The organism is Halosolutus sp. YCN4, assembly GCF_059736495.1.
In genome coordinates, this window is sequence record NZ_JCASSM010000002.1 from 634,392 (window position 1) to 649,148 (window position 14,757).

The 14,757-nt window shown below is 64.3% G+C and carries 12 protein-coding genes and 1 pseudogene; 6 read left to right on the plus strand and 7 right to left on the minus strand.

The features are described 5' to 3' along the window. Positions 1-54 precede the first annotated feature (54 nt). Positions 55-1,032: a succinylglutamate desuccinylase/aspartoacylase family protein gene (locus tag AC6I6X_RS09430; protein ID WP_497930251.1), complete on the plus strand. Its 978-nt coding sequence runs from the start codon at positions 55-57 to the stop codon at positions 1,030-1,032. 42 nt (positions 1,033-1,074) lie between these two features. On the opposite strand, the gene AC6I6X_RS09435 is transcribed toward AC6I6X_RS09430, so the two are convergent. Together AC6I6X_RS09435 and AC6I6X_RS09440 are read right to left on the minus strand one after the other, a co-directional pair. Then, on the minus strand, positions 1,075-1,737 hold the full coding sequence (locus AC6I6X_RS09435; protein WP_497930253.1) for an HAD family hydrolase: 663 nt from the start codon (positions 1,735-1,737) through the stop codon (positions 1,075-1,077). Between the two features lie 81 nt (positions 1,738-1,818). After that, positions 1,819-2,580, minus strand: a complete 762-nt coding sequence (locus tag AC6I6X_RS09440; RefSeq protein ID WP_497930254.1) for an SDR family NAD(P)-dependent oxidoreductase — start codon at positions 2,578-2,580, stop codon at positions 1,819-1,821. 656 nt (positions 2,581-3,236) lie between these two features. Here AC6I6X_RS09440 and AC6I6X_RS09445 point away from each other — a divergent pair. Beyond that, positions 3,237-4,605: pseudogene (locus tag AC6I6X_RS09445) on the plus strand (MATE family efflux transporter). A 577-nt stretch (positions 4,606-5,182) separates the two neighbouring features. Here AC6I6X_RS09445 and AC6I6X_RS09450 read toward each other — a convergent pair. After that, positions 5,183-5,956: an IclR family transcriptional regulator gene (locus AC6I6X_RS09450; protein ID WP_497930255.1), complete on the minus strand. Its 774-nt coding sequence runs from the start codon at positions 5,954-5,956 to the stop codon at positions 5,183-5,185. Positions 5,957-6,150: 194 nt separating this feature from the next. On the opposite strand from AC6I6X_RS09450, the gene AC6I6X_RS09455 reads away from it, so the two are divergent. Both AC6I6X_RS09455 and AC6I6X_RS09460 read left to right on the plus strand, forming a co-directional pair. Beyond that, the gene (locus tag AC6I6X_RS09455; RefSeq protein WP_497930256.1) at positions 6,151-7,347 is read left to right on the plus strand and encodes an acyl-CoA dehydrogenase family protein; all 1,197 of its coding nucleotides are present in this window, start codon (positions 6,151-6,153) and stop codon (positions 7,345-7,347) included. 9 nt (positions 7,348-7,356) lie between these two features. Then, positions 7,357-8,355, plus strand: coding sequence for an MBL fold metallo-hydrolase (locus tag AC6I6X_RS09460; RefSeq protein WP_497930257.1), 999 nt, complete (start codon positions 7,357-7,359; stop codon positions 8,353-8,355). Here the strand turns inward: AC6I6X_RS09460 and AC6I6X_RS09465 are convergent. From AC6I6X_RS09465 to AC6I6X_RS09475, 3 genes are all read right to left on the minus strand, one after another. After that, a complete protein-coding gene (locus AC6I6X_RS09465; RefSeq protein ID WP_497930258.1) occupies positions 8,328-9,317 on the minus strand; it encodes a TIGR03617 family F420-dependent LLM class oxidoreductase in 990 nt (329 codons plus the stop codon). The two genes, AC6I6X_RS09460 and AC6I6X_RS09465, sit on opposite strands and share 28 nt — an antisense overlap. Before the next feature lie 96 nt (positions 9,318-9,413). After that, complete coding sequence (locus AC6I6X_RS09470; protein WP_497930259.1) at positions 9,414-10,352, minus strand: D-2-hydroxyacid dehydrogenase; 939 nt, start codon at positions 10,350-10,352, stop codon at positions 9,414-9,416. 3 nt (positions 10,353-10,355) lie between these two features. Next, a complete protein-coding gene (locus AC6I6X_RS09475) occupies positions 10,356-11,930 on the minus strand; it encodes a class I adenylate-forming enzyme family protein (protein ID WP_497930260.1) in 1,575 nt (524 codons plus the stop codon). A gap of 176 nt (positions 11,931-12,106) precedes the next feature. Between AC6I6X_RS09475 and AC6I6X_RS09480 the strand changes: the two genes are divergently transcribed. Continuing rightward, positions 12,107-13,255, plus strand: coding sequence for an acetyl-CoA acetyltransferase (locus tag AC6I6X_RS09480; RefSeq protein ID WP_497930261.1), 1,149 nt, complete (start codon positions 12,107-12,109; stop codon positions 13,253-13,255). After that, a complete protein-coding gene (locus tag AC6I6X_RS09485) occupies positions 13,252-13,677 on the plus strand; it encodes a Zn-ribbon domain-containing OB-fold protein (RefSeq protein ID WP_497930262.1) in 426 nt (141 codons plus the stop codon). Before AC6I6X_RS09480 ends, AC6I6X_RS09485 begins: the two co-directional genes overlap by 4 nt. 14 nt (positions 13,678-13,691) lie before the next feature. Here the strand turns inward: AC6I6X_RS09485 and AC6I6X_RS09490 are convergent, their stop codons facing one another. Beyond that, a complete protein-coding gene (locus AC6I6X_RS09490; protein ID WP_497930263.1) occupies positions 13,692-14,708 on the minus strand; it encodes an FAS1-like dehydratase domain-containing protein in 1,017 nt (338 codons plus the stop codon). Positions 14,709-14,757 lie beyond the last annotated feature (49 nt).

The window sequence follows — 14,757 nt, forward strand, 5'->3', positions numbered from 1 at the left end:
TCGCCGGCCGTCGCCTCCCGCAGGTACATACCGCGGGAGGTGGTAGGCCCGGCCATGACTGCCGGGACCCACACCGCCGAGTCGGTGACGCTCGCGAGGCTCCCTTCCGGCGTCGAACTCACGACCACGATCCACACCTACCGCGGCGCCGAGAGCGGGCGGACGCTCTACGTGCAGGCGGCCCAGCACGGCCGCGAGATCAACGGGAGCGAGACCCTCCGTCGGTTCCACGATCGGCTCCCCCTGCGATCGCTGTCGGGAACCGTCGTCGCGGTCCCCGTCGTGAATCCGCTGACGTTCGATCGGGTCTCCTACACGACGCCGGAGTCACTCGACAGCGTCAACTCGAACATGAATCGGGTCTGGCCGGGCAACCCCGAGGGGAGTCTCCACCAGCGGATGGCCGCCCGCCTCTGGGCGTACGTCGAACGGGCCGATGCGGTCGTCGACCTCCACACGGGCAGTCCGGACATGCTCCCGCACGTGGTCTACCTCGAAGGTGACGAGCGGTCGCGCGACCTCGCGCGAGCCTTCGGGACCGACCTCCTGCTCTCGGAGCAGGCCGACGAGGACGCGTCCGAGGAGTGGCACCGCCGCGGCTTCGACGGCAAACTCCGCGTCGCCGCCGCCAACGAGGGAATCCCCTCGATTACGCCGGAACTCGCCCACAACAAACAGATCGTCGAGGACGTCGTCGAGACGGGCGTCGAGGGCCTGCTCGACGTCTGCCGATCGCTCGACCTGCTCCCCGGCGAGGTCCCCGATCGGGACCAGACGATCGCCCGGAACCACCTGGGACAGGTGTCGGCGGCCGACTCGGGGCTCTTTCGGCCGCGACCGTCGCTCGAGGTCGGCCAGTTCGTGCCGGCGGGCGCGGACCTCGGGACGGTCTACGACCCGACGACCTACGAGGCGCTTCAGGCGGTGACGACCGATCGGGACGGTCTGCTCTACTCGCTGACCCGGGAAGCGACGGTCACGGCCGGGGATCAACTCGCGAGCGTCGCGCTGGTCCGGAAAGAGAACGAGTAGGAACGACCCCGGACGGCAACGCGATCCGCGAGGTCGATCGGATCAGTCGGTCACCAGGTCGGCGACCTCGTGGAGCGTCGACACCTCGTAGGTGGGCGTCGTCGAGAGCGTTACGTCGCTACAGTGCGAGCGACGGACGAACGCCGAATCGAGTCCCGCCCGGTGGGCCGCGATCACGTCGCTCTCGCTGTCGCCGACGTAGAGGGCCGACTCGGCGTCGAGGTCGGCGAGCGCCCGTTCGAGGTAGTGCGGATTCGGTTTCTTCAGGCCGAGACTCTCGATCGTCTTCGGTCGGCCGTAGTAGGTGTCGACCCACGGCTCCAGGTCGAAAAACTCCAGGACGAACTCGATCGTGCTGTGGTGGTTGTTGCTCACGATTCCGCAATCCTGATCGAGGGCCGTCGCCGCCGTCACGTCCCCGTAGCGGTCGCGAGATCCCGCACGGAACTGCTCGAACTGCGATCGCTCGTCGTGGCGCTCGCGGGCGTCCCAGAGCGCCGTCATGTCGACGTCGTAGGTCGCACAGATCTCCCGGAGTCGATCGACGGTCACGCCGGCGACGAGGTCGTCGACGTCCCGCTGGTGGGGGTCGTCGATGCCGAGATCCCGGTACGCGGCCCGTACCGCCTCGGTCTGGGTTTCGAACGCGGGCGGTTCGACCAGGACCCCGTCGCTGTCGAACAGGATCGAATCGTACGTTGTCACTTGTGGGGACAATCAAGCGGACCGAAGTAACTGTTTCGTCGACCAGGGCCCGACGGCCGCCCACCACGCGCCGCTCGCCGATCAGCAGGTCGAGAAGCCCCCGTCGACGACCAGACCGTGGCCGCTGACGAAGGAGGACTCGTCGCTCGCGAGGAACAGGATCGCGTCGGCGACCTCCTCCGGTTCGCCCAGTCGCTTGAGCGGGTAGTTCTCGGCCATCGCTTTGCGGGCCGCCTCGGGGTCGTCCTGGGCCGCCAAGTACTGCTCCAACAGCGACGTGTCGGTAAAGCCCGGACAGACCGTGTTCGCTCGCACCCCGTAGGGTCCCGCCTCCGCGGCGATCGCACGGGTCAGGTTCAACACCGCACCCTTGCTCAGCGAGTAGGCCGCCTGCTTCGGGAGGCCGAGAATGCTCGCCAGCGAACCGACGTTGACGATCGAACCGCGTCCCTGCTCTTTCATGTGCGGGAGGGCGGCGTGACAGCCGTTCCAGACGCCCTTGACGTTGACGTCGATGACGAAGTCCCGCATCGAGTCGTCGGTGTCCTCCAGGCGGGCCGAGGGGTGGCCGGTCCCCGCGTTATTGACGATGATATCGAGGCCGTACTCTTCGGTGACCGTATCGACGACCGCGTGGAACTGCTCGCTGTCGGTGACGTCGAGGTCGTAGAACTCCGCCTCGCCACCGCTCTCCACGATGGCTTCGGCGACCGCTTCGCCACCGTCGGTATCGATGTCCGTGACGATGACGCGCGCCCCCTCTTCTGCACAGCGTTCGGCCGTTGCCTGCCCGATCCCCGACGCCGCGCCCGTGATAACCACTGTCTTGTCTTCGAGTCGCATGAATTCGATATCGGACGGCTGCTACATAAATTCGTTCATAATTTTTCCCTGTAGAAGCGTCGCTGTTTGCGAAACTGCCAGCGGGAGCGAACACTGGTAAATCTACTCGCGGGAAGAGGTCGTCTCCTCTCGGGTAGGTCCAACCGCCGAGCAATCCAGTCCGGTCGTCGCCGACCTGCCCGAGTGGCAGCTGAATCCGGTCCAGTAAAAAGATAGAAAACGTAGTGGATGGAGATAACAAACTAATACTGATAGGTACTATCCGCTTGCCCGTACCGCTTTCTCTCGATTCGATCCCCTAGCTTTCTACTTTGTCGTCGTCGACACTCACGTCACTCTTGTCGCTCTCCGACACGGCCGAGTCGAATCTCCGAATGGCGACAGAACGGAGTGATGCGCTAATATACTGGACTTGGGGGAGCCCGGACCCCGAGTTGAAGTGGCTGCCGAGGCGGAGTAGCCCAGTTCGGACATCGCTTCGATGAGGGCAATTTAGTTCTCGAGTAGTGGAGAGATTGGGTCGTAATAGCCACCAGTATGGATCATATGTAGTATTAAATAACTATATTGAATGATGGTAGGTTATCGCGGATAAGTCGCTGGCACCTGCCGGGATCAACGCGGTGATCGGACGGATCCCCGTTGCCGAACGATGTATAGGTGAGCGTAGCGGCCGTGTCCGGAGCGCGTGGCGGCGAACGTTCTCGCTCTCGTGGCCGATTGCGGTCCAGCAGACGTTCAATACGCTGGTGCGGACGGTCGACATCATCGTCACCGATCTCTTCTCACCGGCAGCCGTCGCCGCGGTCGGGCTGGCGGATCTCTACGCGTAACTCCCGTTGCGACTCGGACTCGGTACCGGTGCGATCGCCCCCTCGAGTCAGGATACCGGTCGCGGTGCTGAGGCGACCCGGGACCGGGCGATTACACAGGCCCTCCTGATCGGATTTCTGGCAGGCGTTCCGCTGACGGTCGTGGGGCTGGTGCTGTTGGGGCCGCTGATCGCCCTGCTCGATGCCGAGCCGGGGGTCGTCTAGATTAGCGATCGCTACCTCACGCTGGTCTTCGCGGCCGCGCCGATGCGGATCGGCGGTCTCCTGGGCGCCCGGGCGCTGCAAGGGACTGGCAACACCCGAACGCCGATGGTCGTCAACGGGATTGCGAACGTCATCAACATCGGTGCGACGGTAGGACTGGGACTCGGTCTCGGCGTACTTCCTGGACTGGGTATCGTCGGTGTCGGGCTGGCGACGGCGATCAGTCGGTCCGTCAAGGCCGTCGCGATCACGGCCGCGATCGGGATCGACCGAACGGAGCTGTCGTTCGCTCGTCCGCGGAGTCTGGTGATCACGCGCCAACTCTTGGCAGTGAGTTTACCGAACATCGCGGAGGGACTGAGCACCTCGCTCGCGAACTTTCCGTTCAACGCCCTGTTGCTGGTGTTCGGGACCGAGGTGACTGCACAGCCTATCATATCGGTCACCGAAGTTACCAGCAGTTCAGCGGGCCGCTTTATTGCTCCTACAGCGTTGCTGCGAGCATCGTCGTCGGGCAAACGCTCGGGGAGACTCGGCCCGACGACGCGCGGTTATCCGGACTGGCTATTACGGCACTCAGTATCGCGACACTCGGTCTGGCGGAGACGATCCTGATCGTCGCCCACCGTCCATCGTGAGGCTGTTCACGAGCGATCCAGCTACGCTCGAGTACGCGGCGACGTTCACCCGCGTCTTCGGCGTCTCGATGTTCTGGTTCGGGTTCTTCTTCCCGCTGTTGGGCGGCCTCCGTGGTGCGAGCGATACACGGACACCCTTCTACGCCCGACTCGCGGGAACCGCCGGTTTTCTGCTCGGGTTTTCGTATCTCACCGCGATCACGCTCTGCTACGGATTTCCCGGTATCTATGCCGAAATCGTGCTCAACTATCTCTGGTGGACGATCGTCGTGGGGGCCGGGTTCCTGTGGGGCGGCTGGGCTGACACGGTGACGACGATGATGGCGGGGCGATCGACCGACGCCGATTGATTTTCGTCTCGGTCTCTCCGTCGTCCCGTGGTCGATCGCCCCTATCGATGGATATGCGAGCCGTCGATCCCCCTATTCGGATCAAGTAGTAATTTAACATATACCTCTCGGTATAGATCAGATTCAGTAGATATTATCTGCTCGCTCCTCAGATGACACAGCGAATCCCGAAATACACTCGAGAAAGGGCAGAAAGACAAGCAATTCAGCGGACGATTTCCCGACAGAACTGGCCTTAGAGATAAATCCGAAATTTCGTACGATAGAACACACCTAATCGGTCATATCGGCGGTCGAATCCTCTGAATGTGGTCCAAATATAGTATTTATACAAATACATATGCGCTTCTGATACTACTGCCGGCTGAGAACCCTGACGACTACTGGTTTCGGGCAGGTGGTCCTCGAGTTGCGAACGCATGAAGCATCCGACGGATGGCGACGACGAGCCGATGAATTACAGGCATATGATTGTAATCATTGGCCGGCGTCGAACTCGAGGACTGATCAGTTGGATCGAAGCGCAACGCGGAAGGCCGTCGTAGATCCACTGGAGGCGTTCACTCTGGTTGAACGCTTACGAGAACATCACGTTCACTTCGATCGTGTTCGCCGTCGACAGCAACTGGTTTCGGAGGTCGTTTTCAGTCCACTCGTTCTCGAGTCGCTGATGGGGGCCGGCGACGGTAACTGCACCGTAGACGGTTCCCTCCGTGTCCAGAATTGGTGCCGCGATCGCGATGATTCCCGGCAGGTATTCCCCGCGGTTGTACGCGACTCCTTCGTCGCGAATCGCGGCGAGTTCCTCGAGGAGGGCGTCTCGATCGGTGATCGTCTTGTCGGTGAACGCGGGGAGCCCCCACTTCTCGACGATCTCGTCGATTCGTTCCTCCGAAAAGTGAGCAAGCATCGCCTTCCCGCCCGCGGAGTTGTGAAGGTAGGTATGCGTTCCAACGTCGATATCGCTGGTAAACGAGCGGGTTCCCTCGCTGACGTTGATGATCGTTCCGAGCCCGTTCTGATGTGTCGAACAGAGCACTCGTTCGCCGACCTCCTCGGACAGTTCGTCGATGGGGGCTTCAGAGGCTGCATACAGCGGCTCAGCGTGTTTGACGTGTTCGCCGAAGGAGAGGAATCGTAGACTCAGGCGGTATTGGGTCCCCTCCTGGACGACGTACCCCTTCGAACACAGTGTCGTCAGATGAGCGTGAACCGTGCTCTTTGCGAGGCCTGTCCGCTCGGTGAGTTCCGTCACTCCGGCCCCTTCAGCCTGCCACAGCGCCTCGAGCACGTCGAGCGTTTTCACCACTGCTTCGACCCGATTTCCCCCGTCCGTGCCTCCCGGTGCCATACCATGTGTTCAACGAAACGGATCAAAACTGTTCCGCTCTGCTGAACACCACTCTGGCTCGAAAAAATCGATCCAAATCGCAGATAACTGTTTCCGACCCTAATTCGGTCGGAAACAGGCAGCTAGCTGTTTCTGTGGTGGTTGAAAACCTATGACACGATAACGCTTAAGTGCGGTGTTATGTAAAGCGGATTATGGACTTCAGCGAACCGTCCGAAGCCGTGCAGATCAGGAAGGCGCTCGACGACTTCATCGAGCAGGAAGTCGCACCGCTCGAGAACGAGTACGATCAGTTCCTTGGCGCGGATTACGAGAAATATATCGTCGACGACGACCACCGTCAGGTTCCCGAGTACCGGAATATCGTCGAGCAGATCCGGCAGAAATCGGTCGAAGCGGGCTTCTACGGAATGACGATGCCGGAGGAGGTCGGTGGTGGCGACGTCGACATCCTCACTCGGGCCATCGTCGGCGAGCACATGACCAACCGACCGCCAGGCTTTCACAGCGCGATTTTCGGCGGCGCCGGCGGACCGACGCCGATCCTCCTGTCCTGTGACGAACAGCAACGCGAGGAATACCTTGAGCCGTTGATGGACGGCGAGATCACGACCTGCTTCGCGCTGACCGAGCCGGGCCACGGGAGCGACGCCCATCACATGGACACGAAAGCGGAGAAGGACGGCGACGAGTGGGTCATCAACGGGCAAAAAGTGTACATTACGAACGGACCGTACGCGGACTTCGCCATGGTGTTCGCCCGGACGAGCGGCGAAGACGGCGATCTCGAGGGAATCACCTGCTTCCTCGTCGACGACGACACCCCCGGCTTCGAGGTCGGGAAGATCCACCGGGCGATGGGGATGACGCCCGGAACGCACGCCGAACTGCACTTCGACGACTGCCGCGTCGGCGAGGACCAGGTCCTCGGCGAGGTCGGCCAGGGGTTCCAGGCGGCGATGAGCTGGATCGGCGGCGGCCGGATCAACATCGCCGCCGGGGCCGTAGGGACGGCGGAGTTCCTGCTGGACATTTCGGTGGAGTACGCCCGAAACCGGGAGACGTTCGGCAAGCCCATCGGCCACCGGCAGGGAATTTCCTTCCAACTGGCCGAACTGGCCACTGACATCGAGCAGGTTCGCCAACTCTACCGCTACGCCGCCTGGAAGATGGATCAGGGCGAGCGAGCCCGCAAGGAAGAGTCGATGGCGAAGCTCCGGGGCGCGAGGCTTGCTAACGACGCCGCCGACGTCGCGATGCAAGTCCACGGCGGTGCTGGCTTCATGAAGGATCTCCCCATCGAGCGCAACTATCGCTCGGCGCGAGTCTTCCGCATCTTCGAGGGGACTGACGAGATCCAGAAACGGACGATCGCCCGCGAACTCATCTGAGGGTCCACGATGGACGACCCGACCCAACGGGATCCTACCGCTGTCTCGTCGGCGGTCTCGCGGCTCGACTTCGATATCGAGTGGCCGCCGAAACACGCCGCGGCGTACCTGATCGAGGAGCCCGAACCGATCCTCGTCGACGCCGGGGACCCACAGGAACGTGCCGAAGCGACGATCCACGAGGGGCTGGCCGCGACCGGATACGAGGTCGAGGACGTCGCGGCGGTCGTCGTCACTCACCCCCATAGTGACCACATCGGGCAGGTCCCGCTCTTGCGTGAGGCGGGTGCGACGGTGCACGCCCCCCAACCCGTGCTCGAGCGACTCGAGCGCGATGAAGATAACCTTGCCGCGGGGGTCCGCGAGATCGGCCGATCCGCGGGCTACCGTGGGGAAGCGATCGAGCACGAAGTCGACCGCGCTCAGTCGTCCTTGCGTCGCAATCGGCGCTTACTGTCGCCCGAGGAGACCGTTCCGTTCGAGTTCGGCGACCCGTTTACCGTTGCGGGCCGCGAGTTCGAAGCCGTCCACACGCCCGGCCACCAGATTCACCACGCGAGTCTGGCCACCGACCTGAACGGCGAACGGGCGCTGTTCAGCGGGGACGCGCTCATCGAGCCGTTCCGACCCGGCGCGATCCACGTCGGCATCGATTACGGAGCGTACGACGCCGTCGAAGCGTTCCACCGGGCGATGGATCGACTCGAAGGCAGGACTGCCGATCGCGTCTTCCCCGGTCACGGTCCGGTCTTCACCGACTACGAGGGCGCGATCGAAAACACGCGGTCGGCTCTCGAGGTGCTCACGGGGGAGTGTCTCGAAGCCGTTACGGCCGTCGGTCCGGCGACGCCCATGGAGATCACCCGCCACCGCGCCGGCGAGGTCCGGTATCCCGCGCAGCTACTCGATACGCTCGGCGCGCTGGGGACGCTCGAGAAACGGGGTCGAATCGAGTACGAGGAGCGCGACGGCGTCCGCTACTACTCGTTCAAGAAGGCGTCGCCGTGATCGACTGGGAGAACGACGCGGTCGGCGACGCCGCCGTAGAGATCCTTCGCTTCGGCGAGTAGCGCTTCCGGTGGCGCTTCGATCGCGAACGTCGAGACCATCTCGTCCGTGATCCGTTCGGCCATGTCGGCCCAGCGCTGCTCTTTCGAGAGTTCGTGGAGTTCCTCGCCGACCGACCGCCAGCCGTGGTGCTCGAGTACGTCGTGATAGGTTCGTGTACTGCCGTAGAAGGCGATGCGCTGCCGGACTTCGCGTCTGGATCGCTCGCGCTCTTCGTCGGTCGCTCCGGTTACGACGAACGGGCTCGCGGAGAGGGAGACGTCCTCGAGCGAGCGGTCCTTCTGGTCGGCTCCCTCGGCGACCGTTGGCGCGATAACGTCGTCGGTGTACTCGGGGGTGTTGAAGGGGTGCATCGCCAGCCCGTCGCAGAGTTCGCCCGCGAGGCGGATGTTGTACTCGTTGACGCCGGCGATGTAGATCGGGACGTCTGGATGGTCGATCGGTCCCGGGTCGAACGTGTCGGTCATGAGCGAGAACGAGTAGTGGTCGCCCTCGTAGTCGAGTTCGGCCTCACCCTGGAATACGTCGAAGATATGCCGGAGCGACTCGACGACCTCGCGAAGCCGTGGCCCCGGCGACGTCCAGTCGACGCTGAACCGGCGCTCGTTGTGGCCCTTGACCTGCGTACCGAGACCGAGTACGAATCGCCCATCAGAGTGCCGTGCGAGCTCCCAGGCGGTGTAGGCCAGCGCCATCGGACTCCGGGTGAACGCGAGTGCGATACGGGTCCCCTGCTGGATCTCGTCGGTTCGCTCCGCGATGAGCGGGTGCGGGAGGAACGCGTCGTTGTCCGTCTCCGGCGTCCAGACGCCGTCGAACCCCTGTTCCTCGGCCCGTGCGGCGGCTCCGCCGGGGTCGGTCGATAGCCCACCTACCGTCGCGTCAATGCGAAGGTCTGACATACCTGGTGGTCGACGGGCCGCCCCTTCAATCTACGTATAGGTTGACACTGCACCGTTCTGAACCGTTCGAGACGGACGGGAACCGCCGTTCACGGCTCAGACGACCCGATTCTCGAGGTCTCTGCTGTCGACGAACCGGTCGTAGTTCCGGAGGAAAACGTCCGCACACCGTTCCCAGTAGTGAGGCGTGCTCCCGGCCATGTGCGGCGTGATAAGTACGTCGTCGCGGTCCCACAGCGGTGAGTCCTCGGGGAGCGGTTCCTCTTTGAAGACGTCCAGCGCAGCGCCGTCGAGGTTGCCTGCCTCGAGCGCGCCCACGAGCGCGGACTGATCGACGATCTGGCCGCGGGCAATGTTGACGAGTACTGCGTCGTCAGGCAAAGTCGCCAGAGCGTCGGCGTCGATCAGCCCCCGGGTCTCGTCGGTCAGTGGACACGCGATGACGAGATAGTCGCTCTCGGCGAGAACGGACTCGAGGCCGTCCGGACCGTAGATCTCGTCGACGCTATCCGGCGCGTCGGTCGGATTCCGCTTGGTCCCGACGACGCGCGCGTCGAACGGCTGGCAGTAGTCGGCGACACTGGAACCGATCGCGCCGACACCGACGATGCCGACCGTTCGATCGCCGAGTTCGCCACCGGTGTACCGGTTCCACTCCCGGCGGCGTTGCTGGGCGATCGCACGGTCGAACCGCCGCTCGAAGTGCAGCAGGTAGCCAAGCACCTGCTGGCCGATCGGTTTCGCGTGGATCCCCGAGACGCTCGTCAGGGCGACGTCACGGTCGGCGAGCGCCTCGTGGTCGAAGCGGTCTGTCCCGGCGCTGAGCGCTTGAACCCACTCGAGGTCCTGGGCGGCTTCGAGCACCTCCTCTGTCAGCAAGTGGGTGAGGAGGACGTCCGCATCGCCGACAGTCGTGAGTAGTTCGTCTTCGTCCTCGACGTGCTCGATATCGATGTCGGGACGTCGCTTGCGGATCTCGTCGGTGACGAGCGGACCGCCACCCGCGAGGACGTGTGGTGTGACGACGACTCGCACGGGTTACTGTTCCTCCGACTCGTCTCGCTCCTCGAGCTTGTACTTCTGAATCTTCCCGCTCGTCGTCCGGGGGAGTTCGTCGATGAACTCGACTTCGCGGGGGTGTTTGTAGGAGGCGACGTTGTCGAGGAAGTACTCCCGAATGTCGTCCGCGGTGAGGTCGACGCCCGGTTCGACGTCCGGCGCGGTGACGACGTAGGCTTTGGGCACTTCGTTGCGCCGCTCGTCGGGGATCCCGACCACTGCGCCCTCGGCGACCGCTTCGTGCTCGGCGAGGAGTTCCTCGAGTTCGCTGGGGTAGATGTTGTAGCCGGCGGAGTTGATCATGTGCTTCTTCCGGTCGACGATCTCGTAGTAGTTGTCCGCGTCCCGCCGGGCGATGTCGCCGGTGCGGAACCAGCCGTCTTCAGTAAAGGCCCGCTCGGTGGCCTCGGGCATCCCGTGGTAGCCCTTCATCACCTGCGGCCCGCGCACGAGGAGTTCGCCCTCCTCGCCGATGTCGACCGGTTCGCCGGTCGAGTCGACGATCTTCGCCTCGGTCATCCGGGTCGGCTGGCCGATCGTCCCGTGGCGGAGTCCGAAGGTCGAGCCCGTCTGGGAGTGGGTCGCGCCGTTGGTTTCGGTGAGGCCGTACCCTTCGGCCAGCTCGACGCCGGCGACTTCCTCGAACTCTTCCTGGACCGCGACGGACATCTTCGCGCCGCCCTCGCCGGCCGACTCGAGGCTGGTGAGATCGTACTCGCCGAAGTTTTCGCTGTTGATCATGTCGACGTACATCGCGGTGACGCCGACGTAGTGGGTGATCCCCTCTTCCTCGATCAGCTCCATCGCGGCGTCGCCGTCCCAGTTGGCCGCGCTGCGGAGGTAGACGCTCCCGCCCCGGATCAGCGGCTGCCACGCGGTGTGGGTGAAGCCGGTGATGTGGTAGAGGGGGAGCCAGACGAGGCTGCGGACCGCCTCGTCGTCGAGCGCGTGGTCCTGCGAGAGGACGGCAAACGTCTGGGCCCGGAAGTTGCGGTGTGTCAGCTGAACGCCCTTCGGGTTACCCGTCGTCCCCGAAGTGTAGGGCAACAGTGCGACGTCGTCGTCGGCCTGCTCGACAAACGTCTCCTCCGCCCGGACATCGTCGAAGGCGTGGACGCCGTCCGTCTCCGTCCCGACCGAGATTACGACGGGATCCCAATCGATTTCGGCGAGGGCCTCCTCGAGAAACGGTTTCAGCGCCTCGTGAGTGAGAACGCCTGCCGCCTCGGTATCATCGAGCTGGTAGGTCAGCTCCCGCTTGCGGTACTGCGGATTGACCGGTGAGACGATTGCACCGGCCTTGAACGCCCCGAGCGAACCGATCAGGTACGGCGGGCAGTTCGGCAGGTACTGCAGCAGGATGTCGCCGGGCTCGATCCCGAGGTCGGCCAGTCCACCAGCGAACCGCGAACTCTCGGATTTGAGGTCGTCGTGGGTCAGCGTCTGCCCGTGGTACTCGATCGCCTGTGCGTCGCCGTGGTGCCGCGCCGTCTCGTCATGTAACCGGGCGACGTTCCCCGATCTGGCGTCCTCGCTAACGTTTGCCAAGTCCATGTGGCGTGATATTATGGGTTGATATAAAATCTTGTCCCCGCGTTCGGCGACGCAAGCCGCCATTTCGAGCCAGAGGGGCGACGAGAGGGGGTCATGTCCCCTCTTACCACAAACTATTTGCGTTCCGTCGGGATATCGAGAGCCCATGGAACGATCCCCCAACCGGAGGGACACCTGTGGCTGAACCGATCGTCGCGGGCGTCGCGGAAAGCGAACTCGGCGAGACGCCCGGCCGGAACTGGCTCGACAACGCGGCGATCGCGACCGTCCGCGCCCTCGAGGACGCCGGCTGCACGCTCGCGGACGTCGACGGCGTCGCGGTCGCCGGCGTCGACGACTACATGCCGGCGCTGGTCCTGTCGGAGTATCTCGATCTCGATGAGCCATCGTTCCTCGAAGGGACCGAAATCGGCGGTTCGTCCTTCGAGAACTTCTGTGACCACGTCGGCGATGCGATGGCCCGCGGCGACACGGACGTCGTGGTCGTCGCCTACGGCTCGACGCGCAAGACCGGTCCCAGCGACGATCGCTCGCTCGAGGAGACACACCCCGTCGACGGCTTCGTTCGGCCGACGGGACTGTTCCGACCGCCAGGCGCGTACGCGATGGCTGCACGGCGGCACATGCACGAGTACGGGACGACCGACGAACAGCTCGCCGAGATCGCCGTCGCGACCCGTGAGTGGGCGTCGATGAACCCCAAGGCGGCCCACCGGGAGCCGATCACGGTCGACGACGTCCTCGAGTCCCGGCCCGTCGCGGATCCGTTCACCCTGCTCGACTGCTGTCTGGTCTCGGACGGCGGCGGTGCAGTAGTCCTCGTTGCCCCGGAGAAGGCACGAGAACTCGGCGTCCCGGAGATCGCCGTCGCCGGCGTCGCATCGACGAGCACCCACCGGCAGGACATCAGCGAGATGCCCGATATGACGAGGACTGGTGCCGCGGTGACCGGCCCGAAGGCGTTCGCGCAGGCCGGCATCACCCACGACGACGTCGACGTCGCGGAGATTTACGACTCGTTTACCTATACCGCGCTGGTCACGCTCGAGGATCTGGGCTTCTGCGAGAAGGGCGACGGCGGCGAGTTCGTCACGGGCGGAACGACCGCCCCCGGCGGCGAACTACCGATGAACACGCAGGGCGGCGGGCTCTCGTACTGTCATCCGGGCCACTTCGGCGTCTTCGTTCTCATCGAAGCCGCTCGTCAGCTTCGGGGCGACTACACGGGCGAGCGCCAAGTCGACGAGGCCGAGGTTGCGGTCGCCCACGGCACTGGCGGCTTGCTGTCCTCGAGTAGCACGGTCGTGCTCCGGAGGGAATCATGAGCGCGCCAGTCGAGGACCGCCGCGAGAAGTGGGAAGGCCCGGTTCCCGTCCCGACCGGCGCGACGGTCCCGTTCTGGGCGGCGACGCTCGAGGGTGATTTGCTGTATCAGGCGTGTGACTGTGGCAACCGCCAGCTCTACCCGCGCGCGGTCTGTACCGACTGCGGGGTCGAGGATCCACCGTTCGAAGTAAGCGAAGGCCTCGGGACGATCTACAGCTACACCGTCTGTCACGTCCCCGGTGAACCGGGGTTCGCGGATCGGGCCCCCTACGCCGTCGGTGCAGTCGATCTCGCCGAGGGACCGCGGCTCCTCGCGCTGGTCGATGCCGACCCGGAGACCCTCGAAATCGGCACCTCCGTTGCGGTCACCTTCTGGCAGATCTCCGAGGACGCCGCGATTCCGGTGTTCGTGCCGGAGTAACCGCCTCGCCGATTTCACTCGAGATCGGCCGTCGCCGAGCCGGTCAGCAGCGTCTCGCCGTCGGTCGTCCGCGCTTCGAGTTCGGTCTCGACGGTCCCCGAATCGTGATCGATGTCGACGACGTCGCCGGTCGCGGCGACGGTGTCGCCGGGGAATACCCGCGACTGGAACCGGAGGCTGAACGTCGAGACGTCTCCCAGATCGAACCAGTTCGTAACGACGCGGGAGGTGATCCCGGCGGTGAACATTCCCTGCCCGAAGACGCTCTCGTTGCCCGCGGCCGTCGCGTAGGGTTCGTCGTAGTGGATCGGGTTGAAGTCGCCGCTGGCACCCGCGTATTTGACGAAGTGCTTGCGCTCGAGATCCTCGACGAGGACCGTCGGACCGCTGTCGCCGACCGCGATGTCAGTGAGGTCGCGGACGCGGTCGAACTCGCCGGCGGTTGGCGACGGACCGATACCCTCCGTAGAGGTGCCGCCGTTGGGTTCGGTCGCGTTCCGGGCGTCGGTATCGTCGCCATTAGCCTCGCTCTCGCCGCCGTCGTCGACCGCTCTTTCCGTTTCGATCGCGGTCGATCGATCGGTGAGGACGAGTTCGCCGTCCCGCGTCCGGTACTCGGTCTCGAGGACGGCGAACGTCATCGTCCCCGCCCGCCCCCCCTCGCGCTCGAAGACGTTCGCGAGGGTCGTCGTCCCCTCGAGGACGTCGCCGACGTAAATCGGGCGCTCGTACTCGTGGGCTTGCTCGCCGTGAAGGATGTACTCCGGCTGGAACCCGAGGTCGAACCCCTTGCGGTCGACGCCCGGAGGGGTGTACCGCGGGAACCGGCCCACCTGCGTGTAGGTTAGCGGTGCGGGGACGCGGTCGTGACCTCGTTCGGCGGCCGTCGCCTCGTCCCGAAAGACCGGATTCTCCGACGTGATCGCCCGGGCGAACTCCTCGACTTTGCCGGGCTCGATGCGTAGCTCCTCGACGGTGACCCGTTCGTCACCGATCATCGCCTCGAGTTCCTCGAGTGGCCTATTCGGCATCGTGTCCCTCCGCAGTGACGCCGCTGGCCCTCGCCCATCGGTCGGTTGC